The 26,284-nt window shown below is 35.9% G+C and carries 28 protein-coding genes; 16 read left to right on the top strand and 12 right to left on the bottom strand.

What is annotated here, in order from left to right; genetic code table 11:
- Positions 1-123: 123 nt before the first annotated feature.
- Positions 124-420, top strand: coding sequence for a hypothetical protein (locus AC3CAU_RS01385; protein ID WP_447053135.1), 297 nt, complete (start codon positions 124-126; stop codon positions 418-420).
- A gap of 988 nt (positions 421-1,408) precedes the next feature.
- On the opposite strand, the gene AC3CAU_RS01380 is transcribed toward AC3CAU_RS01385, so the two are convergent.
- Both AC3CAU_RS01380 and AC3CAU_RS01375 read right to left on the bottom strand, forming a co-directional pair.
- Positions 1,409-2,239, bottom strand: coding sequence for a GGDEF domain-containing protein (locus AC3CAU_RS01380; protein ID WP_447053134.1), 831 nt, complete (start codon positions 2,237-2,239; stop codon positions 1,409-1,411).
- Positions 2,240-2,329: 90 nt separating this feature from the next.
- Positions 2,330-2,599 (bottom strand): hypothetical protein, encoded by a 270-nt coding sequence (locus tag AC3CAU_RS01375; RefSeq protein WP_447053133.1) that lies wholly within the window; start codon positions 2,597-2,599, stop codon positions 2,330-2,332.
- A gap of 340 nt (positions 2,600-2,939) precedes the next feature.
- Here AC3CAU_RS01375 and AC3CAU_RS01370 point away from each other — a divergent pair, with 340 nt between their 5' ends.
- The gene (locus AC3CAU_RS01370) at positions 2,940-3,095 is read left to right on the top strand and encodes a hypothetical protein (protein WP_447053132.1); all 156 of its coding nucleotides are present in this window, start codon (positions 2,940-2,942) and stop codon (positions 3,093-3,095) included.
- A gap of 308 nt (positions 3,096-3,403) precedes the next feature.
- On the opposite strand, the gene AC3CAU_RS01365 is transcribed toward AC3CAU_RS01370, so the two are convergent.
- The gene (locus AC3CAU_RS01365) at positions 3,404-4,264 is read right to left on the bottom strand and encodes an alpha/beta hydrolase family protein (protein WP_131218472.1); all 861 of its coding nucleotides are present in this window, start codon (positions 4,262-4,264) and stop codon (positions 3,404-3,406) included.
- 116 nt (positions 4,265-4,380) lie between these two features.
- On the opposite strand from AC3CAU_RS01365, the gene AC3CAU_RS01360 reads away from it, so the two are divergent.
- On the top strand, positions 4,381-4,845 hold the full coding sequence (locus AC3CAU_RS01360) for a hypothetical protein (RefSeq protein ID WP_131218470.1): 465 nt from the start codon (positions 4,381-4,383) through the stop codon (positions 4,843-4,845).
- Positions 4,846-4,922: 77 nt separating this feature from the next.
- Here the strand turns inward: AC3CAU_RS01360 and AC3CAU_RS01355 are convergent, their stop codons facing one another.
- Both AC3CAU_RS01355 and brnQ read right to left on the bottom strand, forming a co-directional pair.
- Entirely contained in the window at positions 4,923-5,165 is a 243-nt protein-coding gene (locus AC3CAU_RS01355) for a hypothetical protein (protein ID WP_131218468.1), read from the bottom strand.
- A gap of 484 nt (positions 5,166-5,649) precedes the next feature.
- On the bottom strand, positions 5,650-6,936 hold the full coding sequence (gene brnQ, locus AC3CAU_RS01350; RefSeq protein ID WP_447053131.1) for a branched-chain amino acid transport system II carrier protein: 1,287 nt from the start codon (positions 6,934-6,936) through the stop codon (positions 5,650-5,652).
- A gap of 360 nt (positions 6,937-7,296) precedes the next feature.
- Between brnQ and map the strand changes: the two genes are divergently transcribed.
- Positions 7,297-8,091 carry a type I methionyl aminopeptidase gene (gene map, locus AC3CAU_RS01345; protein ID WP_447053130.1) on the top strand — a complete coding sequence of 265 codons (795 nt, stop codon included), beginning with the start codon at positions 7,297-7,299 and terminating at the stop codon, positions 8,089-8,091.
- A gap of 408 nt (positions 8,092-8,499) precedes the next feature.
- On the opposite strand, the gene AC3CAU_RS01340 is transcribed toward map, so the two are convergent.
- A complete protein-coding gene (locus AC3CAU_RS01340; RefSeq protein ID WP_447053129.1) occupies positions 8,500-9,399 on the bottom strand; it encodes a LysR family transcriptional regulator in 900 nt (299 codons plus the stop codon).
- A 253-nt stretch (positions 9,400-9,652) separates the two neighbouring features.
- Here AC3CAU_RS01340 and AC3CAU_RS01335 point away from each other — a divergent pair, with 253 nt between their 5' ends.
- A complete protein-coding gene (locus AC3CAU_RS01335) occupies positions 9,653-10,567 on the top strand; it encodes a LysR substrate-binding domain-containing protein (RefSeq protein ID WP_424622225.1) in 915 nt (304 codons plus the stop codon).
- Between the two features lie 18 nt (positions 10,568-10,585).
- Here AC3CAU_RS01335 and AC3CAU_RS01330 read toward each other — a convergent pair whose 3' ends face one another.
- Both AC3CAU_RS01330 and AC3CAU_RS01325 read right to left on the bottom strand, forming a co-directional pair.
- Positions 10,586-11,488, bottom strand: a complete 903-nt coding sequence (locus tag AC3CAU_RS01330; protein ID WP_447053128.1) for an alpha/beta fold hydrolase — start codon at positions 11,486-11,488, stop codon at positions 10,586-10,588.
- Between the two features lie 18 nt (positions 11,489-11,506).
- Positions 11,507-12,055 carry a PadR family transcriptional regulator gene (locus tag AC3CAU_RS01325; protein ID WP_447053127.1) on the bottom strand — a complete coding sequence of 183 codons (549 nt, stop codon included), beginning with the start codon at positions 12,053-12,055 and terminating at the stop codon, positions 11,507-11,509.
- A gap of 137 nt (positions 12,056-12,192) precedes the next feature.
- Between AC3CAU_RS01325 and AC3CAU_RS01320 the strand changes: the two genes are divergently transcribed.
- The 7 genes from AC3CAU_RS01320 (at position 12,193) to AC3CAU_RS01290 (ending at position 18,696) form a co-directional block, all read left to right on the top strand.
- Positions 12,193-14,217, top strand: a complete 2,025-nt coding sequence (locus tag AC3CAU_RS01320) for an FAD-dependent oxidoreductase (protein WP_447053126.1) — start codon at positions 12,193-12,195, stop codon at positions 14,215-14,217.
- A 124-nt stretch (positions 14,218-14,341) separates the two neighbouring features.
- Positions 14,342-14,752: a nuclear transport factor 2 family protein gene (locus AC3CAU_RS01315; protein ID WP_447053125.1), complete on the top strand. Its 411-nt coding sequence runs from the start codon at positions 14,342-14,344 to the stop codon at positions 14,750-14,752.
- Between the two features lie 83 nt (positions 14,753-14,835).
- Positions 14,836-15,927, top strand: coding sequence for a YheT family hydrolase (locus AC3CAU_RS01310; RefSeq protein ID WP_447053124.1), 1,092 nt, complete (start codon positions 14,836-14,838; stop codon positions 15,925-15,927).
- A gap of 254 nt (positions 15,928-16,181) precedes the next feature.
- On the top strand, positions 16,182-16,412 hold the full coding sequence (locus AC3CAU_RS01305) for a hypothetical protein (protein WP_131218448.1): 231 nt from the start codon (positions 16,182-16,184) through the stop codon (positions 16,410-16,412).
- Positions 16,413-17,789: 1,377 nt separating this feature from the next.
- Complete coding sequence (locus tag AC3CAU_RS01300; RefSeq protein WP_447053123.1) at positions 17,790-18,011, top strand: hypothetical protein; 222 nt, start codon at positions 17,790-17,792, stop codon at positions 18,009-18,011.
- Positions 18,012-18,025: 14 nt separating this feature from the next.
- A complete protein-coding gene (locus tag AC3CAU_RS01295; RefSeq protein ID WP_250697880.1) occupies positions 18,026-18,235 on the top strand; it encodes a hypothetical protein in 210 nt (69 codons plus the stop codon).
- Positions 18,236-18,465: 230 nt separating this feature from the next.
- On the top strand, positions 18,466-18,696 hold the full coding sequence (locus tag AC3CAU_RS01290) for a hypothetical protein (protein ID WP_447053122.1): 231 nt from the start codon (positions 18,466-18,468) through the stop codon (positions 18,694-18,696).
- Between the two features lie 454 nt (positions 18,697-19,150).
- Here the strand turns inward: AC3CAU_RS01290 and AC3CAU_RS01285 are convergent, their stop codons facing one another.
- Complete coding sequence (locus AC3CAU_RS01285) at positions 19,151-19,765, bottom strand: SOS response-associated peptidase (protein WP_447053121.1); 615 nt, start codon at positions 19,763-19,765, stop codon at positions 19,151-19,153.
- 1,037 nt (positions 19,766-20,802) lie between these two features.
- Between AC3CAU_RS01285 and AC3CAU_RS01280 the strand changes: the two genes are divergently transcribed.
- Both AC3CAU_RS01280 and AC3CAU_RS01275 read left to right on the top strand, forming a co-directional pair.
- Complete coding sequence (locus AC3CAU_RS01280) at positions 20,803-20,931, top strand: hypothetical protein (RefSeq protein WP_447053120.1); 129 nt, start codon at positions 20,803-20,805, stop codon at positions 20,929-20,931.
- A 122-nt stretch (positions 20,932-21,053) separates the two neighbouring features.
- The gene (locus AC3CAU_RS01275; protein ID WP_131218205.1) at positions 21,054-21,308 is read left to right on the top strand and encodes a hypothetical protein; all 255 of its coding nucleotides are present in this window, start codon (positions 21,054-21,056) and stop codon (positions 21,306-21,308) included.
- Between the two features lie 64 nt (positions 21,309-21,372).
- Here AC3CAU_RS01275 and AC3CAU_RS01270 read toward each other — a convergent pair whose 3' ends face one another.
- Positions 21,373-21,609: a hypothetical protein gene (locus AC3CAU_RS01270; RefSeq protein WP_131218203.1), complete on the bottom strand. Its 237-nt coding sequence runs from the start codon at positions 21,607-21,609 to the stop codon at positions 21,373-21,375.
- Positions 21,610-21,847: 238 nt separating this feature from the next.
- Positions 21,848-22,018, bottom strand: coding sequence for a hypothetical protein (locus AC3CAU_RS01265; protein WP_165494065.1), 171 nt, complete (start codon positions 22,016-22,018; stop codon positions 21,848-21,850).
- A 661-nt stretch (positions 22,019-22,679) separates the two neighbouring features.
- Here AC3CAU_RS01265 and AC3CAU_RS01260 point away from each other — a divergent pair.
- Positions 22,680-22,820 (top strand): hypothetical protein, encoded by a 141-nt coding sequence (locus tag AC3CAU_RS01260; RefSeq protein ID WP_165494064.1) that lies wholly within the window; start codon positions 22,680-22,682, stop codon positions 22,818-22,820.
- A 628-nt stretch (positions 22,821-23,448) separates the two neighbouring features.
- Complete coding sequence (locus tag AC3CAU_RS01255) at positions 23,449-24,606, top strand: MFS transporter (RefSeq protein WP_131218201.1); 1,158 nt, start codon at positions 23,449-23,451, stop codon at positions 24,604-24,606.
- A gap of 15 nt (positions 24,607-24,621) precedes the next feature.
- Here AC3CAU_RS01255 and AC3CAU_RS01250 read toward each other — a convergent pair whose 3' ends face one another.
- Positions 24,622-26,112 (bottom strand): amidase, encoded by a 1,491-nt coding sequence (locus AC3CAU_RS01250; RefSeq protein ID WP_447053119.1) that lies wholly within the window; start codon positions 26,110-26,112, stop codon positions 24,622-24,624.
- Between the last annotated feature and the right edge of the window lie 172 nt (positions 26,113-26,284).

The following is a 26,284-nucleotide window of genomic DNA, read 5'->3' as shown; positions in this document are numbered from 1 at the left end:
AAGTGATCAGTATTGTTCAAGATCCTGTTTACGCTACATATTCTATACAACTAAGGGAATATTAAATCATTGGAATAGGTAAAGAAGCAAGCTATAAAGTTCATTCGATTTAATGAGATAGTTATGATTAGAATGGATTGCTTTGCAATTGAGGTAGAGATACCTGCTAATAAGTGCCCTAAAGTAAGAGGCCGAAAAAGATTAATAAAAGAAGGAAAAGCCAAACTTCTGTTATCAAATAATACTTCAATGAGAAGAGCCCGGGAGGGTTTTACAAGATATGGATTATCGAGTGGCAGGAATGCAATAATTTTGACATGTTCTGAGTTTAAGAACCGAGAAAATCAAATTGCAAGCTTTCTAAATAAAAAATTTGAGGATGATTGGAAGCTTAAACTGATACCTATCAAGATTAATTAATCTATTTACTCACCGTTGTGGTTTTTTTATAGCTATCTCTTACCCCCGAAAGGTAGTTTTTTATGGAGCATGAGAATTGATAGATCTAAATAAAGAGAGATTTAAGAGATTTTCAAATTGAAGACTTATTGCAGCGCGGCACGATTAATGAAGTAAAGCCATCACAGAAAACTACAGTAAAAACTAAAAGTAGAAAAAGAGGTACAAGCAGGATGTTTAATAAATACGATTTAATTTCACTTCAAGGTAGCTACTTTAGAAAAAATGTTTAATAATCAGGTTTTTGCACTGATTAGTAACATCTCAGCGTTTTAATTACAAATCCCTATAAGTAAACTGAGTCGGATACTAAAGATGCGGTAATGTATATGAAGATTGGTCGAGTAATCAACGGCATATTGGAGCAAGTAACTAAAGAAAATCTTACAATAGTGCTAAGTAGTAAAACACTGAAAATTACAGAATCGACCATTGGTGCAGTTAAAGTAAGTGAAAATGATTAATTTTGACCTTCGTAATTTATCTGATATTAAATTTAAAGGACCAAGAGATGTAGCAATTACCGTAGAAATGCATTTTGGATTCGGTATTTGGTGTGGTTGTTTTTAACGAAGTCACTACTGATGTCAAATGGGGAGTCAAATCTGGAACTATTACTCGTACAGTTATTGCTACAAATCCAGGAGAAGATTATAGCTTTCTTTATACTTGATATATAGTAGTTACTATTCGGGGATATTGGCGGAGAGGGTATGAAGGAGACAGAACTTAAGCATATGAAACCTAATACTATCTTCAGTATAGGGGTTTTTTTAAATCACGAGAATATATTTCCTTTTTTATAAATATAATTTTAAATATATCAGCATTTTTCCTAACACATTCAATACTAACTTATTCTAAAAATTTTATAATATTTCCAATTGTTTGCAGCGAAAAATAAATCCTTTTTATCTCTAGCAGATATTAAGTAGTAGAATTTAGTATTTCAAACAGTAGAGTCGATAGATAAAGCCACACGATTACGACCATTTTTTTTAGCTATATACATGGCAGTATCTGCTGCATCAACTAATGGCTCCCACTTTGAATCTATTTTAGGAATACTGGAATGTACCCCTACGCTAATCGTTACTTTTAATTCACTATTGTTAGATAAAATCAATGATGTTTCATTTACTGCTTTTCGTATACGGTTTGCGACAATTTCAGCACTTGCCAACGGGGTATTAGGTAAAATAAATACAAACTCTTCTCCCCCATAGCGCGCAGCTATATCAGTGGAGCGACAATTTAATTTTAATATTTTAGCTATATGTTGAATAACTTGATCACCTTGTAAATGACCATATGCATCATTAATTTTTTTAAAATGATCAATATCAATTACCATTACACTTAATATAGAACCTTGCTGTGCAGATTTTTGCACAATTTTTTCTAACTCTCGAACCAACGTAGCTCGGTTGGGTAGCTGAGTTAAATGATCAAGACGTACTTTTCCTTGTTCCAATGCAACGTCCCGATCCCTAAGCATGACCACAAATCCAGAAGACAAGGCCATCATTTTGAAAAAAAGCATTAAGCAAACAGTCCATATTGCAAGAATATCCCAAGTTGAGGCTTCTGGAGGTAGCTCTAGGTTATTGGTGGTTTGAGTAAAAATTAATGAAGAGGTAGTTATTAGTTGAATAATCACTGCACAAATTATTAATACCCATCCGCTACCTTGTATTTTAGAACGCATATGCAATAAAAGAATAAGGATATAGAGATTCTGTAGAATAGTAATTCCACTTTGTAAGATGTTAAATTGCATGAGAGATGCGGGAAGATAAACAATAACTAAAAATGTAGAAATTCCCAGCGGTAAAATTAGAATAGTTAGATCTCTTTTCCATTCTGTATTTTAGTTGAAACGGTACAAGCCTATTGTAAATGTTGCTATAGCCGCATTAATGAGAAGAGTTGATATAACGTGAAATTGAGCCAGTTCTAAAAGAATTTGCAATGTATACGCCGTATAGGAAAGGCCATATAGAAGTATGCTTGCTATTGCCCAAGCTAAGCCTTGCTGCCAGTATTTTTTACCTAAAGCCCACATTACCCAGGCTACTGTAAATGCAAACATTGCAGTCATACTAAAAGCGGTTAAAAAATCAGGTGTAAAAGATTTCACTTTATACTTCTTATAGTACTGTTTATTAAGTGTTCTATTATTCTTAAATATCAAGTATTTTATAAAACTTTAACATCTATTAATTGTTAAATTATTTTAATAAGTAAAATAGGATTGAAGAAAAATTTTGTCTGAATAAAGTTTTCTTCAGGCTTGGGTTTTGTAATCCTAACATATTATTTTAAAATAATTATTTAGTTAAATTTGAATTATTTTTGATAAATTTTTGACAGCTTGATGAAAACACTTATCTGATGAATATTAGTATTATTTTTCTTTAAAATTTCTTAATTTTAAGTTAAAAAACATCATTCTGTTATAAATAAATAGGGAAAAAAACATGAATAATATTCATATCGGAGATATTGTTTATTTAAAATTTGTCCAGGCTTCTGTAATGGTTGAAGAAATTCGGGTCAATGAGGGTGTATTTGTAGAGTTTAATAACAAAAAGGAACTCATTCGAAAAACCTTTTTTTATCGAAAACTTAGTTAAAAAATTTGATTCGAAGAGGGGGGGCTTAAATATTAATACCTATTTGCTCACTAAAAAAAGTATTGAAATTAAATAATATCACACGGTATCTCGATTGAGTCTCTAGAGAAGAAAATCTTCCTGAAGATGACTTCTTCTTTACCTGAATATTTCCCCTATTAATTATAAACTATTGTTTTTTTAGATATTAAAAAGCCCCATGGTTAGGGGCTAGTCGTATACAGGTCAAGCCCATATACTGTAAGAGGCTCATCTCAAACTGAGTGTATTAGAACACAGCAGCCTTTAAATAACCATCTAAATCTGATTTAAACTGTCAATTGTTGTGCGATTACTGGCCATAAATTCTGATGTGATTTTTTAAACATCAGCATATGACCAATTGCTTTATGCTCATAACTTTTAGGCTTGAGTTCGATCATCTGGGTATCTGCATTCGGGTACAAGCGTAGTAAATCTTTTACGTTTGCTTTCGTTGCAATTTCATCATCTGAGGACCAGATCGAGATAATCGGGCACTTAATTTCAGCGTGATAATCTTCAAATACGGTTTTACCCATCGCATTCATGACATAACCCGGTTTGCTACAAAATTGCGCCCATTGTTTAGCCACATCTTTAGGTAAGTTTTCACCCATGCCAATGGCTTGAGTGGGTCCATAGCCTTTGGTAAGGCGCGCTAATGGGAAAATAACATTGAACATAATGGGGGCAAGTAGTTTGGTTTTACCTTTTAGACCTTTTACATGTCCAGTAGAGCCTGAAACCGCAATGACTTTGGCAACTTTTTGATAATTTGGCACAATGCCTAAAAGCTGACCACCTGCACTATGGCCCAATAAAATGACCTGTTCTGATTGTGTCTTGCATAATAAGGTATCTATAGCGGCAGGAATATCAAGCTGTCCCCAATTAACAATACTCGCCTCAGACTTGTTTAAAGGGCCGTGTAAGGATCGACCAATACCACGGAAATCAAAACTTAAAACATCATAACCTTGCGTAGCCAACCATTCTGCAAAAGCCTGGTAGAAATGTTGGGTGATACCCGTTGCAGGGCAAATTAAAACGGGATAATTATTTTGACTTGGATTTTGTTTTGGGTAAAAACGTCCACTGAGAGAATATCCATCTTTACAGCTGATTTCTAATGTTTCAAAAAGACTCATAGTAGAACATTCTTTAAATTTATCTTGTTACTACTGTACCCAAGTTCTAAAAAGAAACTTGCGCAAATGATGACTTTGAAGTCAGAATAGCACTCTAAAAATATGGATATAAATCAATGGATATTGGAAGTTTAGAGCAATCTGTTTCGCTTGCCATTATATTTAGCGGTATTTTTCTTTGGGTGGGCATGCTGACTGGGATATGGAAATATTATCAGATCAGTCATTCTGAACAGGCACGTGCCCATTATTATGTTGATATTGCCCATAGAAGCAGTTTGCTTTATGCACCCGCCAGTTTAATTATTGCGGTATTGGCATTTTTTTCAGTCTGGGCAGAGGAATTGAACTTAATCTTTGTGTTGATCAATCTATTCTTTTTTAGTTTTTCAATTTTAAGTTATGTGCTCCATGGTTGGTTAAAAGATACCACCAATCAGTTTAAACAGCCGCATCAGATGGGTCGTTGGCATTTACCAAAATGGATGCTCAGCAGTGCGATGATTTTTTTAGTGATTGGAGAATTGGGAGCGACAGCAGGATTGTTGCTTGGTGCAATAATAGGTTTGAATAGATTGTAATCAAGGAGGTTTAAATAGATAATCTTTATAAGTTTTTTAGATTTTTCTTTTTAAGATGGGTGATAGTCACCCATCTTTTATTCTGTAGAATTGCTGTGTTTCTGTTGACGATACTTTTGATCGATCACAGCCCAAATATAAAAGGCAACTGAAACAATAAAAGCATACATAAAGAATTCAGGTTTTAAATTGCCTTGAATTAAACCATGGAATATTAATGTCACAAGCAGAGCAACAGTAGTACTCAAATAGGTGACCATGTTCTTGTTTGCTTTTAGAGCGTTAATGAAGATTTCTTTATTGAAATGTAATGATAACATCTCCACCCCTCCTGTGGTTTTTTTGACCTAAACCTAATTGTTTTAGTCAGATTAGCTTCTAATGTTGTACTTCTTATTTATTAGAATTTCAATAGCAAATGTCATTAATTTGTCATAAAACTATGTTAGTGCATAAATTCATCTGCTAATTTTATTCAAAACGTCGATATTTGACATTTTTAGTCCATAAATCGACCAGATTTTATAGTAGCACTTTTTAATAAATAAGCTTTATTCAACAATAGTAGATATATAAGATAGCAATATTGATGCCAAGAGCATGCAATACAGCATATTGAAGGGAAAGGCACTAGGGTAAATAACGATGAATCGCTAATCTTTTTAGAATAAGATATATACAGAAAACTGTGTCAATTAGAGGATGTAAACAATAAAACTCTGCTTGGGTAAAACAGGATGTTTTATTGATCACGCTTAAAATCATGTTTGGGTAAAACTTGATTTTAACGACATCAGTTTTCGGTTACTTTTTAACTTTGTCGATCACAATAGCAATAATCAGCACAACGGTTGATGGAATAAGCCATGCTAAATTTTGTGCGTTTAAAGGTAAATGCTGAATAATTTCAGGTAAATTGAAACCTGCAACTTTAAGTCCATCCAGTATGCCAAATAAAAATGCAATCGCGGTTACAGGTGCAACCACGTAAGCAGGTTTATTGAAAAATTTCCAGAAGAAGCTCAGTAAAATGACGACAATAGCGGGTGGATAAATTGCACTTAATACAGGCACAGACACTGCAATAAGTTTGGTTAAACCCAGGTTTGAAATGATAAATGAGAAGCCTACCAAAATAAAAACCAAGATTTTATAAGGCACTTTAGTCAGTTCTGAGAAATATTCTGCACATGCACAGGTGAGACCAATGGCTGTAACCATACAGGCAAGAAAAATCATTCCAGTTAAGAACAGAGAGCCAGCATCACCAAACGCATGTTGCACATATGCATGCAGGATCACTGCACCATTTGCTGCATTTGGAGCCACTTCGTGACTGCCTAAGCCTAATTTAAACAGGCTTAAGTAAACTAGTGTTAAACCTACACCAGAAATCAAACTTGCGATCACTGCATATTTAGTCACCAGTTTTTTATCAGTTACACCACGTGAATGAATCGCGTGAATAATGACAATACCAAAGACCAATGCGCCTAAAGTGTCCATGGTTAAGTAACCATTAACAAAGCCTTCAGAAACAGGAGCAGTCACATAATTATTAATTGCGGGTGGAATAAACCCAGCAGGAATTGCAAATGCTGCGATACCTAACACAGCCAAAGAAATGATCTTTAAAGGGGCAAGGAAGTGACCTACCGTATCTAACAGTTTATTTGGGTATAAAGACACCACAGTCACAACGGCAAAATAAATTGCACTGTAAATGAGCAGGCTGCTACTTGCTGTACCAAAATAAGAGGAAAAACCGATTTCATAAGAAACCGTTGCTGTACGTGGAGTTGCAAACAAAGGGCCAACCGCTAAGTAACACACTATAGTTAAAATCAGACTCGCGATTTTGCCTAAAGGAGAACTTAAGTTTTGGATGGATCCTTCTACACGCGATAACGCCATAATGGTGATGACAGGTAGACCAACTGCAGTGATTAGGAAACCTAAAGCAGCTAACCATACATGCTCACCCGCTTGTTGAGCGACAATCGGAGGAAAGATAATATTGCCGGCACCAATGAAAAGTGCAAAGGTCATAAAACCTAAGGCAATAATATCTCTTGTACGGAGACTTGTCATAGAGGGGAGAGGGATTGATCAAAAGAGGCAATTTTAGAGGATAGAAAAGCATTTTGGTAATTTATTTTATTGAGGTTATGATTTTTATTTATATACATATACAGATATATAAACAAATGGCTAAATTCCGGTTGATTTATATTGTTGATTATTGGGTGGAAAATAAAAAAATAAGGAAAAATTGTTTTCTATTTTAAAGTCTTACGTACTATTTTAATTTTTTTGTAATGACAGTTTAAATGTATATAAGTTAGTCATTAAAACCTTGAAAGGTAGTACCATTTTCCTTTACGCACTGTAATTAAACAAAAAATTAGGAAAAGGTCTATAATCATAAACCTTATTTATGAGGATGATGCAATGAAAGCTTCCACTATTACTATTAAAACTGAGCAAGATCTCGAGAAACTGCGTATTTCAGGGCGTTTGGCTGCTCAGGTTTTAGAAATGATAGGGAAGTATGTCAAGCTGGGCGTAAGTACAGAATATCTGGATGATATTTGTAATGATTTTATTGTAAATACCTTAAAAGTAATTCCTGCTAATGTTGGCTATTATGGTTATACCAAAACCACCTGTATTTCACCCAATGAAGTGGTTTGTCACGGTATTCCATCGCCAAATACCATTTTGCAAGATGGCGATATTATCAATATTGACGTTGCAATTATTAAAGATGGTTATTTTGGTGATACCAGTCGTATGTATTACGTCGGTACAGTTAAGCCTGAAGCTAAAAAACTGGTTGAAACCACCTATGAAGCGATGGTAGCAGGCATTCATGCAGTAAAACCGGGTGCAACGCTCGGTGATATCGGTTTTGCAATTCAATCGGTTGCCCATCGTGAAGGTTATAGTATTGTGCGTGAATACTGCGGTCACGGCATTGGCAAGATTTACCACGAACAACCGAATGTTTTACATTATGGTCAACCGGGTCAGGGGCTTATACTTAAAAAAGGTATGGTCTTTACTATTGAACCGATGGTCAATGCCGGTAAGCCACGTGTAAAAGAGCTTAAAGATGGCTGGACAGTGGTTACAGCAGATCGCTCTTTGACTGCACAATGGGAACATATGGTTGCTGTGACTGATACCGGTTTTGAGCTTTTATCTCCTTGGCCAGAGGGTACGGGTTCATATCCTGAAATTTAATGAATAAGATTTAAATGAAATAGACTGTTTTATATTTTGTGAAAAGCGGTCTATTTTATAGCTTAATAAAGTTTTAAAAACTATTACTTACAAATATATATTATTGTTTTTTTTATAAAATATTTTTCTTCTATTTTTCTATAAGATGTATTAAGTATTAGATTTAACTTCACTTTTTTCGTACTATGTACCTATAGATTCTAGCTGTAGTTTCTTTTTCAAAGTTTATAGGCTTATCCAACTCGGGTAAGCTTTTTTTTATCGAAAATTTCTTACTACATCAAGTGATGTGTCATACTTTATTTTTGATCATCGTTTTATGTTTTGTTAATTGATGGCTGAAAATTGTAGGCAAGGTTGCTTTAAATATTCAGCCATTTTCTCTTAATAGATCAGACATGAGAAAAATTAATATTTACTGAGATGTTCTACTAGATAATCGATAAAGACACGTACAGCAGGTAGTAGTCCACGGCGTGAGGGATAAACAGCATGGAAAATACCATGCGGGGCTTTCCAGTTAGGGAGCACACGAACTAATTCACCGCTTTGGACGTAATCCTCCACAATAGTGTCAGGTAATAAGGCAATACCACAGTTTTGTCTTGTCAGTTGCGCCAGCATCATTAGATCAGATCCCATCACCAGCGGGTTTACCTTGATTTTTTTTTGATGATTATGTTCATCGTGTACCACAATATGCTGATCGAGATGTTCATCTACCATACTCAGGATGTGATGCTGGCTTAAATCTTCCGGTTGTCTTAATTCACCAAATTCATTTAGATAGGCCTGACTGGCAAATAAGTGTTGTTCGATGTTTTCGAATTTACGTATCACCAGACTTGGATCATCATCTAAATTTGAACGAACACGTAACGCAACATCAATGCCTTCATTGATGATATCGACACGGCGATTACTCACAATGAGCTGGATTTTGATTTCCGGATAGGTTTTCAGGAATTGAGGCAGAATCTTTGCAATTTCATTTTGCGCGATTGAAACAGGTAGACTGACCTTTATGACACCACGCGGTTGAATACTGAGATGATCGACCAAGTCGTGTGCAGCTTGGGCAGCATTGATCATGACTTGGGCATGTCGGTAAATATTCATCCCAATATCAGTGACTGCAAAATGGCGTGAACTGCGTTGAATTAACCGAACCCCCAAATGCTCTTCAAGATTATAAACGCGACGACTTAATTTTGATTTGGGGATATCGGTCGCGCGTTCTGCTGCACTAAATCCTCCATGTTCAACGACCAAGGCAAAGCAATAAAAATCATCAAGATCAGACAGCATTTAAGAATTCCATTTATGCAACAATATTTAGAATTAAAGGTTTATCGTTGCAGTTTGTCAATTTTAATTTGTTTATTTTTTCCAATTTTACTGCTCTATCTTATTGAGATTACAAGGCTAAAGTGGAATAGCGGGATATAAAACATTTGTTTATGTTAGCGGTTGAATATTTCTGGTTAAGCATTGCTTAATTGATAAGGCGTGGTTAGGCATCTTCTTATAAAAATGTAGATTGAAATAAAGGAAAAATGTCATGGAATTAAGGCATTTACGCTATTTTGTTACCGTAGTGGAAGAGCAGAGTTTTACCAAGGCTGCTGAAAAATTATTTATTGCCCAACCGCCTTTAAGTCGTCAAATTCAAAATCTTGAAACTGAACTCGGTACTTTGCTGTTTGAGCGTGGAAGTCGTCCATTAAAACCTACCGCAGTAGGACATTTTTTTTATCAGCAAGCGGTCAAGCTGTTATCCAGTGCAGAACAGTTAAAGTCGATTACCATGCGTGAAGGCGTGATAAAAAGAACCCTGACCATAGGTTTTGGGGGATCATTATTGTATGGGCTATTACCCCGAGTTGTGTATTTATTTCGCCAGCAACAGCCGTATTTAAAGATTAACATGATTCGAATGAATGCGATGGAGCAAGTGGAGGCGCTTAAAGAAGGCCGTATTGATGCCAGTTTTGGTCGGGTTCGAATTTCTGACCCCTTAATCAAGCGAATTTTGTTGCGTGAAGAACCGTTAATGATGGCTGTGCATGCCAGTCATGCGCTTGCTGAAAAAAAACAAGGAGTCAAGCTCGAAGAAATTGTCGATGAAAATTTGCTCTTATATCCCAATCGCCCCAAGCCAAGTTTTTCTACCCAAATGAAAGGATTATTTTCAGAATATGGTTTAGAACCAAAGAATTTAACTCTGGTAGACGACATTCACCTGGCTTTAGGGTTGGTGGCTGCAGGCGAAGGACTGTGTATTGTTCCGGAAAGTGCGAAAACCATACAGTTCAAGCATCTGGAGTATATTCCTATCTTGGACGATGCTGCGGTAAGTCCGGTATTTTTGATTATTCGCAATGCAGAGGACAATGAATATATCCGTTCACTATTCGACAGTGTTTATCAAGTCTATGATCTGGAAGCGATCAAATATGATCGTCAAATTTTTTAACATTCCGCAGTTTTATCGTTAATCTTGCAGAAAATGTGCAATTTCGCGACCGAATTTGAGTGGTTCACTGATTAACGGTGTATGCCCGGACTTCTCAAAAATAATCTGTTTGGAGCTTTTTACGCTATTGGCAATTATTTTTTGTCCTGCTGCTGGATAGAGCTTGGATTCTGCGCCAATAAAAAAAGTACTTGGACAAGCAAGTTGTGCAATAGCGTTACGATAGTCTTCGTTATGATATAAATAATTATTGATATACCACGCTAAATAATCCAAACGCTGCCTGGGTAAAATCAGGGACTGTAATTTTGGCTGTTTTAATGCCATGTTAAAAAGTAAAGGTGTGAACTTATTACTGGTTTGGAGCTGAAGAAAACGCAGCCAAAGTTCTAATAAGTGTTGTCGAGAGGTTGAATCGAGATCAGATAATTGAAGTGCATGAGATTTTGCCGAAAGCAGTTGCGAAATCTCCGTCAAGAGCTGTTTAAATTGAGGCTGTTGCTGGCTAAATAAACCGTGTTGCCAAGTGTCATCGACCGAAATCTTGGGTGTTTGATCAATATGCAGGTAACGCGTTAATTTTGCATTTAAGTTACTGTATTGCATACCATGCATGGCCGTTGTTGCCCCCATGGAATAAGCAATCAAGGAGAATAGATCTAACTGAAGTTGTTCAATCAAGCTGTTTATATCGCGCCAGTGACTGGAAATGGCATCCATTTCAGGAATGCGGCAGCTCTGTGAACCACCAAAACCACGCCAATCGGGGATAATGAATTTATGGTTCTTGGCTTGGGGATATAAGAAAGGAAGCCATTGCCAACTTTGCATGCCCAAACCGGATAGAACCAATACAGGCTGTCCTTGTCCAAATTCGCGGACAAACAGTTGTTCGCCGTCCGGCATGCGGTAATGGGGCATGATTAGTTCCTTGAGTTATTATTGTTGATCAAATGCTTTTAATTGCGGGATCATGGTTTCCAACCAATGTATCCAACCTACTTCTAAATCAATGCCAAGTTGTAGAATCATTTTATGAATAAATTGGGTCCGATCTTGATCTTGATCTTGCCCATTGGTGAAATCTTTTGCAAAAATAGTTTGGTAAATTTTTAGATTTTCTTTGTGTAAAATCAGATGCCGTTCTAATTCAGGCAGTACAGTGTTGCCACCCAATTGAGCTTCAGCACGTAGTCGAACCATTAACTCTTCGCGTAATTGTGCTGGAGGACTTTGTTTAACCATCCATTCCGCTAATTCAGTACGACCCAATTTTTCAACTTGATAGGTTTTTTTACGGCTAGTGGCATTATGCTCTTCAATGGTGGAGATCCAGTTTTTTTGTTGCATGCCACTAAGTTCACGATAAATTTGCTGATGCGTTGCATTCCAGAAGAAGCCCATGGAACGGTCAAAGCGACGTGCTAAATCAATTCCCGTACTTGGTTTTTCAATTAAGCTGGTCAATAAAACATGGGCTAAAGACATAAACGGCTCAGTCAGTAAAAATTTACCTAATCATTATGCAACATGTTGCATAAAAATCAAATCTAGAATATAAATTATGCAACAAGTTGCATTAAGCACCCTATTCGCTAGCTCAAATAGCACGCCAAGGAGATCATATGTCTAATTACCCTCATTTGTTAGCACCTTTAGATTTAGGCTTTACCACATTAAAAAACCGTGTCTTGATGGGATCTATGCACGTAGGCTTGGAAGAAGCACCCGGTGGTTATGACCGTATGGCCGCATTTTATGCTGAACGTGCTCAAGGCGGTGTAGGACTGATTGTGACTGGGGGTATTTCACCGAATGACGCAGGTCTGACCTTTGCTGGTGGAGCTAAATTAGACAGTCGTGAAGAAGCTGAAAAGCATCAAGTGATTACTAAAGCGGTGCATGATGCAGGTGGCAAAATTGCCATGCAAATTTTACATACCGGACGTTATTCTTATCAGCCCGATTTAGTTGCGCCATCCGCTATTCAAGCACCGATTAATCCAAGTAAACCGCATGCTTTAACTACCGCTGAAGTAAACCAGACCATTGCAGATTTTGCTCACTGTGCCAAATGGGCACAATATGCGGGCTACGATGGTGTAGAAATCATGGGTTCTGAAGGTTATTTGATTAATGAGTTTATTGCTGCACGGACCAACCATCGTGATGATGAATGGGGGGGGAGCTATGAAAAGCGTATTCGTTTCCCAATTGAAATTGTAAAGCGTACCCGTGAAGCAGTCGGTGAAAACTTTATTATTATTTATCGTTTATCCATGCTGGATCTGGTTGAGGGCGGTTCAACTTTTGATGAAGTGGTACAACTGGCGAAAGAAATTGAAAAAGCGGGTGCGACCATTATCAATACCGGTATTGGCTGGCATGAAGCACGTATTCCTACTATTGCCACCAAAGTGCCGCGTGCAGCATTTACCTGGGTGACAGAAAAACTGAAAGGTCTGGTCAAGCTTCCACTGATTACTTCAAACCGTATTAATACCCCAGAAATGGCAGAGCATGTTTTGGCTTCAGGGCATGCCGATATGATTTCTATGGCGCGTCCAATGCTTGCTGATGCATTTTTTGTGCAAAAAGCGGAACAAGGTCGTAGTGATGAAATTAATACCTGTATTGGCTGTAATCAGGCTTGTTTAGATCATATTTTCTCGATGAAAATTGCAACTTGTCTGGTCAATCCACGCGCATGTTATGAAACAGAATTAATCTTTAAAGAAACCGCCGTTGCAAAAAATATTGCAGTAATTGGTGCGGGTCCGGCTGGTTTAAGTTTTGCTACCTATGCGGCAGAACGTGGACATCAGGTCACTATTTTCGAAGCGGCCAATCAGATTGGTGGTCAGTTTAATATTGCCAAAACCATTCCGGGCAAAGAAGAATTCTATGAAACACTACGTTATTTTAAACGTAGAATTGAATTACTTCCTAATATTAAGTTACGTCTAAATCATCAAGCGACTTATAACGAACTGACTGAATCAGAGTTTGATGAAATCGTAGTCGCAACAGGTGTAACTCCACGCCATTTAGAGATTGAGGGTATTGATCATCCAAAAGTCCTAACTTATCTGGAAGTATTAAAAGAACGTAAGCCAGTTGGACAACGTGTCGCCATTATTGGTGCAGGCGGCATTGGCTTCGATACAGCTGAATATTTAACTCATGAAGGTGATAGTGCAAGTCTGAATCCGGAAAAATTTTATAATGAATGGGGAATTGATACCACTTATGAAAATGTCGGTGGTTTGAAAGCAGCTCAATTAGAACAATCCAATCGTGAAATTTACTTATTGCAGCGTAAAACCAATTCCGTAGGTGCAGGCTTGGGTAAAACCACAGGCTGGATTCACCGTACAGGTTTAAAACACCGTGAAGTAAAAATGATTGCAGGCGTAAACTATGAAAAGATTGATGATCAAGGTTTACATGTTTTGGTCAATGGTCAGCCAACAGTATTAGAAGTTGATAACGTGGTGATCTGTGCTGGTCAGGAACCGTTTACTGCCATGTTTGATCAGCTTAAAGCAGATGGTAAAAATGTACATTTGATTGGTGGTGCCAAAGAAGCCGGTGAATTGGATGCAAAACGTGCGATTCGTCAGGGTGCTGATTTGGCGGCAGTGATTTAACAAGAAATAGCCCTTTCCCTAAAGAACTCAAAATATATTTTGAAAATTCTTATCTCTTAAAAGGAGAGGGTTGAGGTGAGGGGATAAATAGAATGAAACAATGGATAGAAAGAGAGGAAATAAAATGGCTTTAACAAATACTCAAGCATCACTTCAACGCTGGCATGAAATGCTTGAAACACGTGATATGTCTATCTTGAATGATCTGCTTGCTGAAGATGTGGTTTTCCGCTCCCCAGTGGCATTTAACCCTTATCCGGGTAAGCAAGTGGTATTTTTTATCTTGACCAATGTCATTCAGATCTTTGAAAACTTTACTTATCACCGTGAATTCTATACAGAAGATGGATTAAGCGCGGTACTGGAGTTTTCAGCCAACGTCGGTGAAAAGAAACTCAAAGGCATTGATATGATTCTTTTCAATGAACACGGTCAAATTGTTGATTTTGAGGTGATGCTACGTTCTAAGAGTGGTTTGGAAGCATTGGCGGCACAGATGGGACAACGCATGGCTGCTTTTATGCCAAAAGCATAAAGAGTATAGTAAATAGACAAACAGTTAATGGACTGACATGTACGAAGTATTTTGAGTTGCATCATGATTAAGGTGGAACCAATATGAGATTTTTAGTCAAAAAAATTAGTGTTTTGGCACAAGAAATTGTAGATCAGATGACCGGTGCAGAATTTCCTACGCTGTATTTCAATCCACAAGGTGAAGCACGGCAAATGATTGATGTTTTGCCTCAACTGAAACAGAAATATCGTCCAACGCCGTGGTTGTCAAATACGCATTTGCATTTGATGTATTTTGACTTGATTAAAAAGAAAACCATTCAGCTTAAATATGATGCCATTGAACAGTTAAAGATGTCGGATGGTGGTGTCACAGGTATTGCCTGGTATGGGCTGGATCTCCCGGTAGATACCCCGACTATTATATTAATGCATACGCTGACTGGTACACCTGAAAGTATGTCAGAACTAGTGCGTGACTTACATCAACATACAGGTTGGCGTGTAGCATTGTGTTTGCGCCGTGGTCATGCCAACTTACCTATGCCGATACCGAAGATTTCTATATTTGGTTCAACGGATGATTTGCGTGAACAGATTCTACATATTCAAACAAAATTTCCAGCTTCTCCTTTATATGCCGTAGGTTCATCTGCGGGTACTGGATTGTTGGTGCGCTATTTGGGAGAAGAAGGAGAGCAAACTCCATTTAAAGCCGCTTTTGCGCTTTGTCCAGGCTATGACACTGAACATGGCTTTAAAAATGTCCATCCTTTCTACAGCAAGGTGATGACCAAAAAGCTTTTTAAGTCTTTTATTTACCCCTATACGGCGACGTGGGAAAAAACGGCATCTCTGTCGCAGGTCTTGGCTAGTACAAGCCTGTTAGAATTTCAGTATCAATGTTTTGAACTGGCAGGCTATAGCAGTTTTGAGGACTATAATCAGGCAACTAATCCGATTTTGGTATTTGGAAATGTCAGCATCCCACTCATGATTTTAAATGCAGAGGATGATCCAGTGTGCCATATCCAAAATTTTGATCCCTTTAAAGAAGCTATCCAACAGATGTCAAATATTATGGTGGTTACCACGAAAAAGGGTAGCCATTGTGGTTTTTATGAGGGTTTAAATCACACGAAATCATGGGCAGCGCGCTTGATTGCAGACTACTTCATTGCGCAACACCAGTAAATTTTAAAAGCTATAAATGAAGGGATGTCTTCACTTTTTGAAATATTTTGATGCAATTACTATTGGTTTGATCGATAAAATTTAGTATTTAAATCAGTATTTCTGTTATAATTGCATCAACAATAAAAATGACATGAAAGTGTTCTTTTTTTAAATTGATATAAGTCTTATTTAATCTGAGTTATCAAAATTAAGGTTGTTATTTTGAAATGCCAATGGTGGCGTTTCTGTATATGTTGAAAAAATTGGTGTAAATGTTGAATATAATTGAAAATTTAGTAGCAAAATCTGTAAATGGTAGTGAAATTATTGTATCGCTGGTTCCTTCAAAAAAAATGCAAAGTACTCGCGATGGGTTTAAATGGGTTGAAGTTGGAAAGAAAGTTTTACTTCAATCTGGTGTTGAAATCGATTTAAATCTTGATGGTCGTAGCTTCTATACAGGTGTTAATGAAATGTTCCGATTCACCTCACGTGTGAATTAAACATATAAATAATCACTGATCTAAATTAAAACCGCCTAAAAGGCGGTTTTTTTGCTATCTGATCATCTATTTACAGGTGTGGTTTTGTATCAATGAAAATTCTCTTTTAATGACTCATTTATATAATAAAAAATATGATTTGATATGTACAATGCTTGAATGTGCGTTACGGATTAAAAAATTTGGGATTTTATATTTATATAGAAATAGATGTAAAGAAATTAATTTTTACATTTTTGTAGTTTTGTGAGCGCTTTATGTCACTTTTTGTCATTTATTGGTGAGTATAATAGAGGTATAAAAAGTAATCCACTTTATATAGGGGGGTGGTAGATGATGAGCACACTAGAATTATTATTAACTTCCTCATCAGCTCTTATGCTAATGCTTGTTATTTATGCTTTTGGGCAAATGTTGAATTAGTCAAAAAATGTTGTATAAAAAGCACCTTAGGGTGCTTTTTTATTAATTTGAATTTTATCAACTTAGTTAAATACACCCTTTTACGACATACAGTATGAATGAATTCAAATAGATCATTGTCTAAGCTTTTACATAATTTAAATATTCTTGGTTAGTCGCTTTAACTAAGCTCACATCGCGATAGCCCATAAGTACTTTAGGTCAGGTTCACCGACTAATCCCGTGAGTAATGCGCATAAATTTTTAAAATCCCATAATCACCTTGGTTAAAAGGAATTCAGCTTAATTCTTTGGGGTGGAAACTCATTCTAATTTTGCCATTCGCTCCATTCACAATACCATCTTCGCTAATTAATTCCTCTAATTTCATCATTCACGTTTTTTAATTCAATTAATAAGCTTTTTAATAAATACCGTATTGAATATATAGAATTTGTTTAGTGATATTGTTTTTTATTTTAAAGCCTGATTTATATATTTATTTTTTTGAATGGGGATTGTAAATAGTTTATGTATCTAAAAATAATTGGTATATGAGTAACTAATTTTTATATATAAAATTTTTAATTAACATTTTGTTTTGGAATAATATTTAACTTCATAAATATACTTTTATTTTAATATTATATTTTGATACATCATTGCTGTTTTTATTAAGTTAACTTGAGTATATGCTGATATTATGATTAATAATTGAGCTGATATTTTCATTAAGTAAAATAGACAACAGGAATACTATTATGCCTAAATCGAAACCTCAAAATCAAACTGAGTCTACTCAACGAAATCAACCTATAAAACAACCTCATCACCTACCAGAGCATGACCATAGGAATAATGAGAAAAGATCGCCTGAAAAGCCAACACAGGGTGAAAAATAAGAATCGGCTCATTATGTCACTATTATATTGAAAGGGGTTCAGGCCCCTTTTAACAGGACAAAAGGAGTAAAGTATGCATATTAAACCCGTGAAAGTATATAAAATGAATGAGGATTTTAAAGTTTCACCCAAGCTCATTTATATGGCAGAGTACGATGACGATCATAATTTGATGAATGTCTATGACTCATCTCAAGAAAAATTAACCAGAATTATGGGGACTTATCAATGGATTTTAAATTCCACCGGGGAGGTTTTTTTTATAGAAGAAGATCTTCCTGATCTAACAGATTAACAGGGTTATGTAAAATGAACATGACAACAACATATCCGCAGAAATTAGTTACATTTTATAAATTAGACAGTCCTGATATTCAGCGAGGGGTTTGGGCTAATTATGATAAAAATGGAAATTTCATAAATCTTACCAATTATTATGGTAAAAAATTAGAATTAATTGGATCTGATCGTGTTCGGATAGATGGAGAAGTATGGGTGTGTAAGGATCATTTTAAATAGATATTTGATTTACATCGCTTTAAGCTGTTATAAAAAAAATATAGAATTTAAATATAATTTAATTAATAAGAAATAAAAATTAAGTCTTGTATTCAATAAAATAAACTATTTTAAATAAATTTAATCATGATGAAATATTAAGGAAAAGTTTAAGGAAATCATATATATTTGTATTTCTTATGCACAAGCTGTTATGGCAAGCAAAAATGATATCAAAACAATTTAGAATAATGAGCTCTGTTTTAGCCATTCTCGGTATCTCTGCATTTTTCATATTTCAGTATTTTTCTCAATCTGAAGAGTTTGGTGGTTTTAAAGAGGGCACTGAACAATACAATGGTTATCGCTATGCCCAAGATAATCAGCTGAACTCTGTAGATCAGTGTGATGATGAAAAACATGATCCAGCAATCAATTTTAATCCTGATTTTTTACAGGGCTGTAAGCATTACTTTAAGTAATAGGATTCACTGATTTCTCGTTGATCAAATTTGAGCGAAATAATGCTTTAAACTAAAAATAAGTCCTTTCAAATAAACGACTTTTGCTTTATGTGGCAGCTTTAACTTAAGCTGCGACCCACATTTTTATTTCTTCAGGTCGACATTGAAACGTATTTAATTATCTTTAATCTTCTTTATCCAGAAAAGTGGAATAAGGTGATGACTACCTTCTTCATTGTTTAATTATGAGTGGATAAATGTTTTTTAATTTATTAAATTCCTGAAAAAATATCTGTTTATTTTAAAAAATAATTACCGGGATTATTTACTAATTCCGAAATTTTATAGAAGCACACTTCTATCGCAATCTAGTTTTATTCATAAAATGAACAACATAATCTGGTGCGAATAAAAAGACAGAATTTTAAATATGTTATGCATCTAGAATATCGTTCTACTATAATTTTTCTGCTTAAGGACGTTTTGGTGCCGCCACATATTCATTTTTCATTTCTAAGAAAAATTGATTTGCTTCATTAGCGTTGCAATTTAGCCAATCCATTCTTTTGTCTTCTGGTATTACAACAACGGAACGCTTTTCATCATCAGCCTTATGGAATTGCTTCATAAAGGGATGATGATCTGCATTGATGGTTAACAGGCTCATTGATCTGACAGGTTTATTATTGATAACCGCATCTTCATAGATCGCTGCAAGAGTGAAAGGTAATCCATCTTCACGAGAAATTCCATACCAATGTGGCTTTCCATCTATATATTTGGGTTCAAAGACCGTTTCCACGGGGACTAAGGTGAATTGATTTTTATGCCAAGCATGTCGAAAGCTGGGCTTTTCAGCAACACTTTCGGTTCTGGCGTTATAGGTATGACGACCAAATTTTAACTCTTTAGCCCAAAAAGGAATGAGTCCAAATTTGGCGAGATCCCATTCGAGTTGATCAGCACCATGCATTAAAATTGGCGCGTTGTATAAAGGAAAAATATCGTCAGGAAATTCAAATGGAGGCTCCGCAAGATCCAGGAGGAATGCCCGATTTTTTTTGATGGCTTCAAAATTTGCACACATGAGCTGTCTCTTTATTTTTATTCATATTCATTAAATCAAAAATAATCAGCAATCATAATGAATCTTACAAATCTAGAACCATTCCTATTCAGGGCAGTTATTGGCGGGGCTTTAATTATATTACGCAAACGGATAAATAGAAGCGTTGAGTGATAAAGAGTTGATAACGTCAATTCGGAAAGTCAGGTTTGCAGATTGATCTGTATAAATGTAAATGTCAGGATGAAAAAAAATTATATTTCCAGTTTATTTTCGAGGGGGCTATTGAAAATAGTATGTAGATTATTTTGATAATGTAATCGTTTATTTGGATTAATTGATATAAGGAATTTTTTGCCAATGAGTTTGATTCATTATTTCTGGGAAATAAGTGATAGAAATTAGTTGGAATTTATATTATTTCATCTCGAGCTATATTTTAGCTAATGATGATGAAGTCAGGCTATAGAGCGCGCGCTCACTATAATTTTGTGTAGACAAAATATGCTTAATTCCTTAGCAAGGGTACACGCATAAGTGCCGAAAATGTGGTAAAGCTGATTAATTCGCTTTTTATCCAGCGGTAGTTAAAAGCTCATAAATACCTACTAAATACTCGATATTGGTAGGATTTTTCTTCTGACCTCATAATGAGTTGTAAAAGCACCCCTATACGTTAAAAAGATTTGCAGTTCTGTTGCAATGCGTTTGCGAAATATCAAGATTTTAAGTAGCAGTTTTTAAGAAACTAACCGTACTCCTTCGTCAGGGGAGATTTGAATTTGTATCAGCACGTGGGTGTGCTGAATTAGATCAAAACTTTTGGGAGGTAATGGAGCCTAAAATTACCTTGTTAGTGAAAATAATATTTCTCATACTTTTGGTAAATAATGTGAACTTGGATGGAAAGATTATTTTGCAAATCAATCATATGAGTGATTTAAACTTACATGGAAGCAAATTGAAACAGATACACTGTTGGATAAAAAGAATTAAGGAGTAGATTAAAAAAGTCGTAATCTTTATGACGTATTTCAAACTACAGGATGCAAATAACAATGGCTAATCAACAACCAATGCAGCAAAGCCAATATAATCAACAACCTGACCAGCAGAAACAATCGAATCAGCCACAGCCTGATCAGCCAAATCAGCAACCTGAACAGCCGCAAAAGCAACAGAAATAGAACTTTGCTTTACTTGGCTTGAATCTAAGTATTCAGGGTCTTTATTGTTTTAAAGTTCCCATACATAAATTCCGTTTATTTCTATTTATCATTATTTCATTCAAAGGCAAAAAATAAATATAATGAACTTAAAACCTTTCAAAACCATCAGCGCTGTATTAGCAATTATAGGAATTGTGGCCTTCATCTATTTTCAATCCACCATGAAACCAGAAGAATTTGGTGGCTTTAAAGAGGGCACTGAACAATACAATGGTTATCGCTATGCACAGGATACGTTAAAGTCCATAGATCAATGTGATGATGATAAAGATGATCCATCGATGAATTTTAATGAGGAATTTTTTGAAGGTTGTAAGAAGTATTTTGAAAAATAAAACAAGTTTTCTAAGTAGAGTTGATTATATAAGATTGCTTGTCACATATTGGTCACTGATGCAATTATAATTTAAATAAAATAACCTCTGCACCCTTTAAAAAATCATTTTCACTCTCTGTAATAAAAAGCTCAGCTTCTTTTTGACTCATAAAAATTTTTGATCGATCTTCATCGGACGTCCAGTGCCATTCACTAAATATTGCAATATGCAATTCTGATATCTCGCATGTATGTGAGTCATTAAATTGATCGCAGTAAGTTAAAAATTTTCCATCTCTTTTTATGCAATAAAGCGCCATCCGCTTTTCCACCTCATATAAGGTAAAAATAAAATTGTAGAGGATGAAGGAGACTTTAATATTGTTAAATTGTGATCTGCAAGTGAAAGTATGGTTAATACAGGATTAAAACTATGTTTTACATGGTTTATTCTATTTTACTATCCGATAAGCGGTAAATGATCCTAAATACCTACGAAGCAAACAGAACAAAGCCCTAATCAAAGGGCTTTAGGATAGTGCAAAACATTGATATTCACTAATGGGAATGTCTTTTTTTCTTGCCGCCGTCATCTTGCTTGTTTACTGTAGCCCAAGCAATACTTTCTGCTTCTTCTTCAGAAAGACCACGTTCTCTTTCACTCTCGAAAATATGTTTTGCCTTCCGCTTTTGCTTATCTGTATAAGCCGATTTTTCACCTGTAGGCATATTTTCATTCTCCCACAAAATCAAATAGATGGTATTAGTAATCTTAAATCAATTAATAAAAACTTAACAGACATAACTGATACTCGAGATGTATCCTAGATTTTTGAAAAATAATAGTTTTTAAGTTGTATACAAATTTTGAAATAATTAAGTTTTAAACTTTTTTATAAAGCTGAGCTGCTTTTGAGTTCTTTTTAAGCCTAACGCAATCCTACTCTTTCAATTTATTAATCTCTTCATACGCATCGCAAAGACATACCAAGCAGGATTAGGAGACGAAAATTAACTTAGTTTATAATTATTTTAGAGACTAGAAGTAATTATAGGAGGTTTTATGTGGAAAGCTATCCGATTGGTTGATGTGGTGGCATGAATACTTATGAATATGTTGGAAGTGGTTTTTACATGAAGTTGATCCTTAGCTATAGTAATTTCTACTGGAATACGTCATCCGTTCATTCTAGCTTTGGCTATAGGTTGAATTTCGAGTAGGTCTGATATATTCCAAAATGCCTGCTTATTGAAAAACTTAAATAAGAAACTTGGGAGGTGGATACGTATTTGCAGAGCGCAGGGAACAAAATGAGCAACATAAATATTATTGATGTTTAACTCTATATGTCATATTTATTTGCTAATCATAGATAAAAAGGAAATAGGCATGACTAATAAATTAGACCAACAATCAACTCCGCAAAAAGAATCTAACGATGATAAGGGCAACCAAGATTCTTATAAAAATTCAGAGCCACAGAAAAAACCAAATGAACAACCCGAGAATCCGCTTAAAGAGCAAAAATAAACGCTATAAATACAAATAGGCTCTAATTCCATTAGGGCCTATATTTTTATCAAACTCATTCACCTACTTGCACCAGTACGCAAATTTGCATATTTCTAAGGACCATTCTTCCCAGCGATCAATCCTATTCATCCAACTATGCATCAAAAATAGCGCGTGCTACCATATTAATCTGAGTGGCTCTCTATTTTCTAAAATACTATCTTAATACAGTCATCAAATGTGTTGATTCCATTGTGCCGCCTGCAAAAAATTAGGATTTTCAAAACTTGTATATTTGACTCATATTGAGATAATTAAGTTTTATGTCTAGAACATTCTAGCGCGCGATGGGTTATAGGAAGAAAAATATACAATAATATTAATTCATGCTCTAAGTCACATTGACTATTCCATTTTGTTGTAAAGATCCTCTAAAAATGTATTTATGCTCATTTATAAATTTTTATTCTAAAATCAGTAAGGTTAGGGCTGCTTAATATGAATCTACAAAAAAATGAAAAAATATTTATTTTAATTTTCGTAAACTGATTTATAGACTATTGAAGTGCAATTAGTGGTAAACCCCTGCAATATGGTGCAACTATTAAATATTTAAGCTATTGAAAATATGATGGAATGCAATTAAATGCTAAGCTTGTCAATCCAGCACAAACTGTCAGGATTCTACTTTTTCTACTATTCAATAGTAGGAACCTTCATGCCTTTTTGGAGTCTTTATCTTGAAGATCAGGGATTTAACTATCAAGAGATTGGGCTTTTATCTTCCCTAGCCATTGTGACACGCTTTTTTGCACCGTTTATTTGGGGATGGATTGCTGACAAGTCTGGCAAAAGAATGTTGTTGGTACGCATTGCAACGTGGATGGAAGCCTGCATTTGGTTCATGATTTTCCTGATCCCAAATACTTTTCAGTCTGTTGCATTACTTATGCTAATTTTTAGTTTTTTTCAAAATGCAATTTTAGCGCAATTTGAAGGAGTGACTTTATTTTGGCTGGGGGAAAAGCGAACGCAACTGTATGGCAAAGTGAGAAAATGGGGCTCGATTGGCTTTATTATAGGGGTTTTTGGGATTGGGGCTTTATTGGAAATTGTTCCTATTTCAATGTTACCTGTCATGTTGCTGTGTATTGCATTTCTGGCTTTTATTTGGTCTTTTAGCATTAAAGAACCGAGTACAGCGCCGCGTTCACAAATACAATTAGAACCGCTCTTACCCATATTAAAACGCCCTGTAGTGGCGGCATTTTTTGCAATTGAATTTGTGTTGTTATTTTCCCATGCGCCATTTTATAGTTTTTATAGCAACTACTTGCATCAAGTCGGTTTTAGCACCACAGAAATCGGTTTTTTATGGTCAGTTGGCGTGGTCGCTGAAATTATCATGTTTGCTTTTGCCCATATATTTTTAACTCAATTTTCTTGGCGTAGTTTGGTGATTCTATGTTTGGTGCTGACAGGAGCAAGATGGATCGTTGTTGGTTTGTTGCCCAATTCATTTATTGCGCAGTTTTTAGCCCAAACCATTCATGCCTTTAGTTTTGGCCTATTTCACATGATTGCCATGCGCATTATTTTTCAAAACTTCTCCATGGGGCAACAGGGTCGTGGGCAGGCGATGTATAGCACCATGTGGGGCTTAGGTGTAGCTCTAGGCAGTATCTTGGCAGGTAGATACTGGCAACTGATCTCTGGCGAGATGGTTTTTATGATTGCCGGGCTTTCAACTCTAGTGGGCTTGCTGTTTGTCCGATGGTTACCGAAACAGATTCAACAAGCCTAAAAGGCCCGATTAGTTTTATAATTGAATTTGGCTGTATCGGTTAAACCAAGGTTGTGCTTCCTCAAGTTGAGCCGCAAGTTGCAGTAACAAGTCTTCACGGGCAAAAGGTGCGATAAACTGTGAACCTAAAGGTAGGTTGTCTTGATTCCAGTACAGTGGAACAGACATTGCAGGAAGACCGGTAATATTGGCCAATTGAGTAAAGGGCACCCATTTTAAATTTTCTTTTACAATTTGGTCAACTAATTTTCCTTGAGCGAGTAGATGTGCTTTCCCCAATTTTAATAAACTTTTCAGAATTGGTTTTTGCCAGTTGGGGATTTTAATTTCACCATTTTTAGGGGCGACAGTAGCCGTTGCAGGAGTTAAATATAAATCATAGCGATCAAAAAAATGATTCATTTTTGTGGCGTAAACGCCCCAGTTATTCAGGTTGTGAATATATTCAATTGCCGTGGTTTGCCCACCGAATGCAGCAAGTGCGAGTGAATCCAGTTCAAAATCGCTATTTTTTGCCTGATGTTGTTGTTTAATTTGGTTCAGGATATAAGAAAATTGACTGAACCAGGTGGTAATAAAATCTTTGGCGAGGTCCATACCATCAATCGGTGGCGTATCTTCGACTACAGTATGACCTAATGACTCCAATAGTTTTGCCGTATGGTGCACGGCAGAAATTGCATCTTTAGAAACGTGGGTGCCAATCGGGGAGTGGGTACTAAAAGCAATTTTTAATTTTTTAGGCGGATGTTGAATAGCGTCTAAATAGCTACTTTGAGGATGTTCAATTTTAAACAAAGAGCTATGTTCAGCGCCGTGTGTCGCATCGAGCATTGCAGCGCTATCTCGTACTGTTTTGGCGAGTATGTGTTGAATGGCTGCTCCATGCATGGCTTCACTTAGTTGTGGCCCCCAAGGTGTACGGCCACGGCTCGGTTTTAATCCAAATAAGCCACAGTAAGATGCTGGAATACGAATAGAACCACCACCATCGCCAGCGCCGGCAATCGGAACAATGCCTGCTGCAACTGCAGATGCCGAACCCCCTGAGGATCCGCCACTATTGTGTTTTAAATTCCAAGGATTGTGACAAGCTCCCCAGGCATCTGGCTCGGTAATGCCTTTAATACCAAATTCTGGAGTGTTGGTCCGTCCAAAGGTGACAATACCGGAATTTTCCCAACGGTTTACAATTTCAGAATTTTGCTCAGAAATATGATTGATGCGTTTTAAGCCTTTGCAGCCATAGGAAGTGGGATAGCCTGCATATTCTTGAAATAAGTCTTTGACTAAAAAAGGCACACCCGCAAAAGGTCCTGTTAATTCTTGTTGAGTACGTTTCTGTGCATAATCATGCATGGGAATAATTATGGCATTTAATTTGGGATTGGTATGGGTTGCACGCTCTAGTGCTAAATTCAGTAATTCTGAAGATGAAACTTCTTTTTTGGCAACCAATTTGGCCAACCCTAGGCCGTCATAGTGTAGATATTCAGAAAGATTCATTAAGGCCCTTGTTTTATTTTGATATGAACTTTAGTTGTTGTAATAGATTTTATATAAAGAAGCAACATAGACTTGATTAGGCTTCAAGGCTTTTAATTGATAAAGCGTTTGGTTAACCTTTAGATATCGAAAGCAAAACTTTGTAAAAGATAAAAATCACCGCAATTTAGCA

This window comes from Acinetobacter sp. GG23, assembly GCF_057766365.1.
This window is presented reverse-complemented; position numbering and strand designations above follow the sequence as displayed.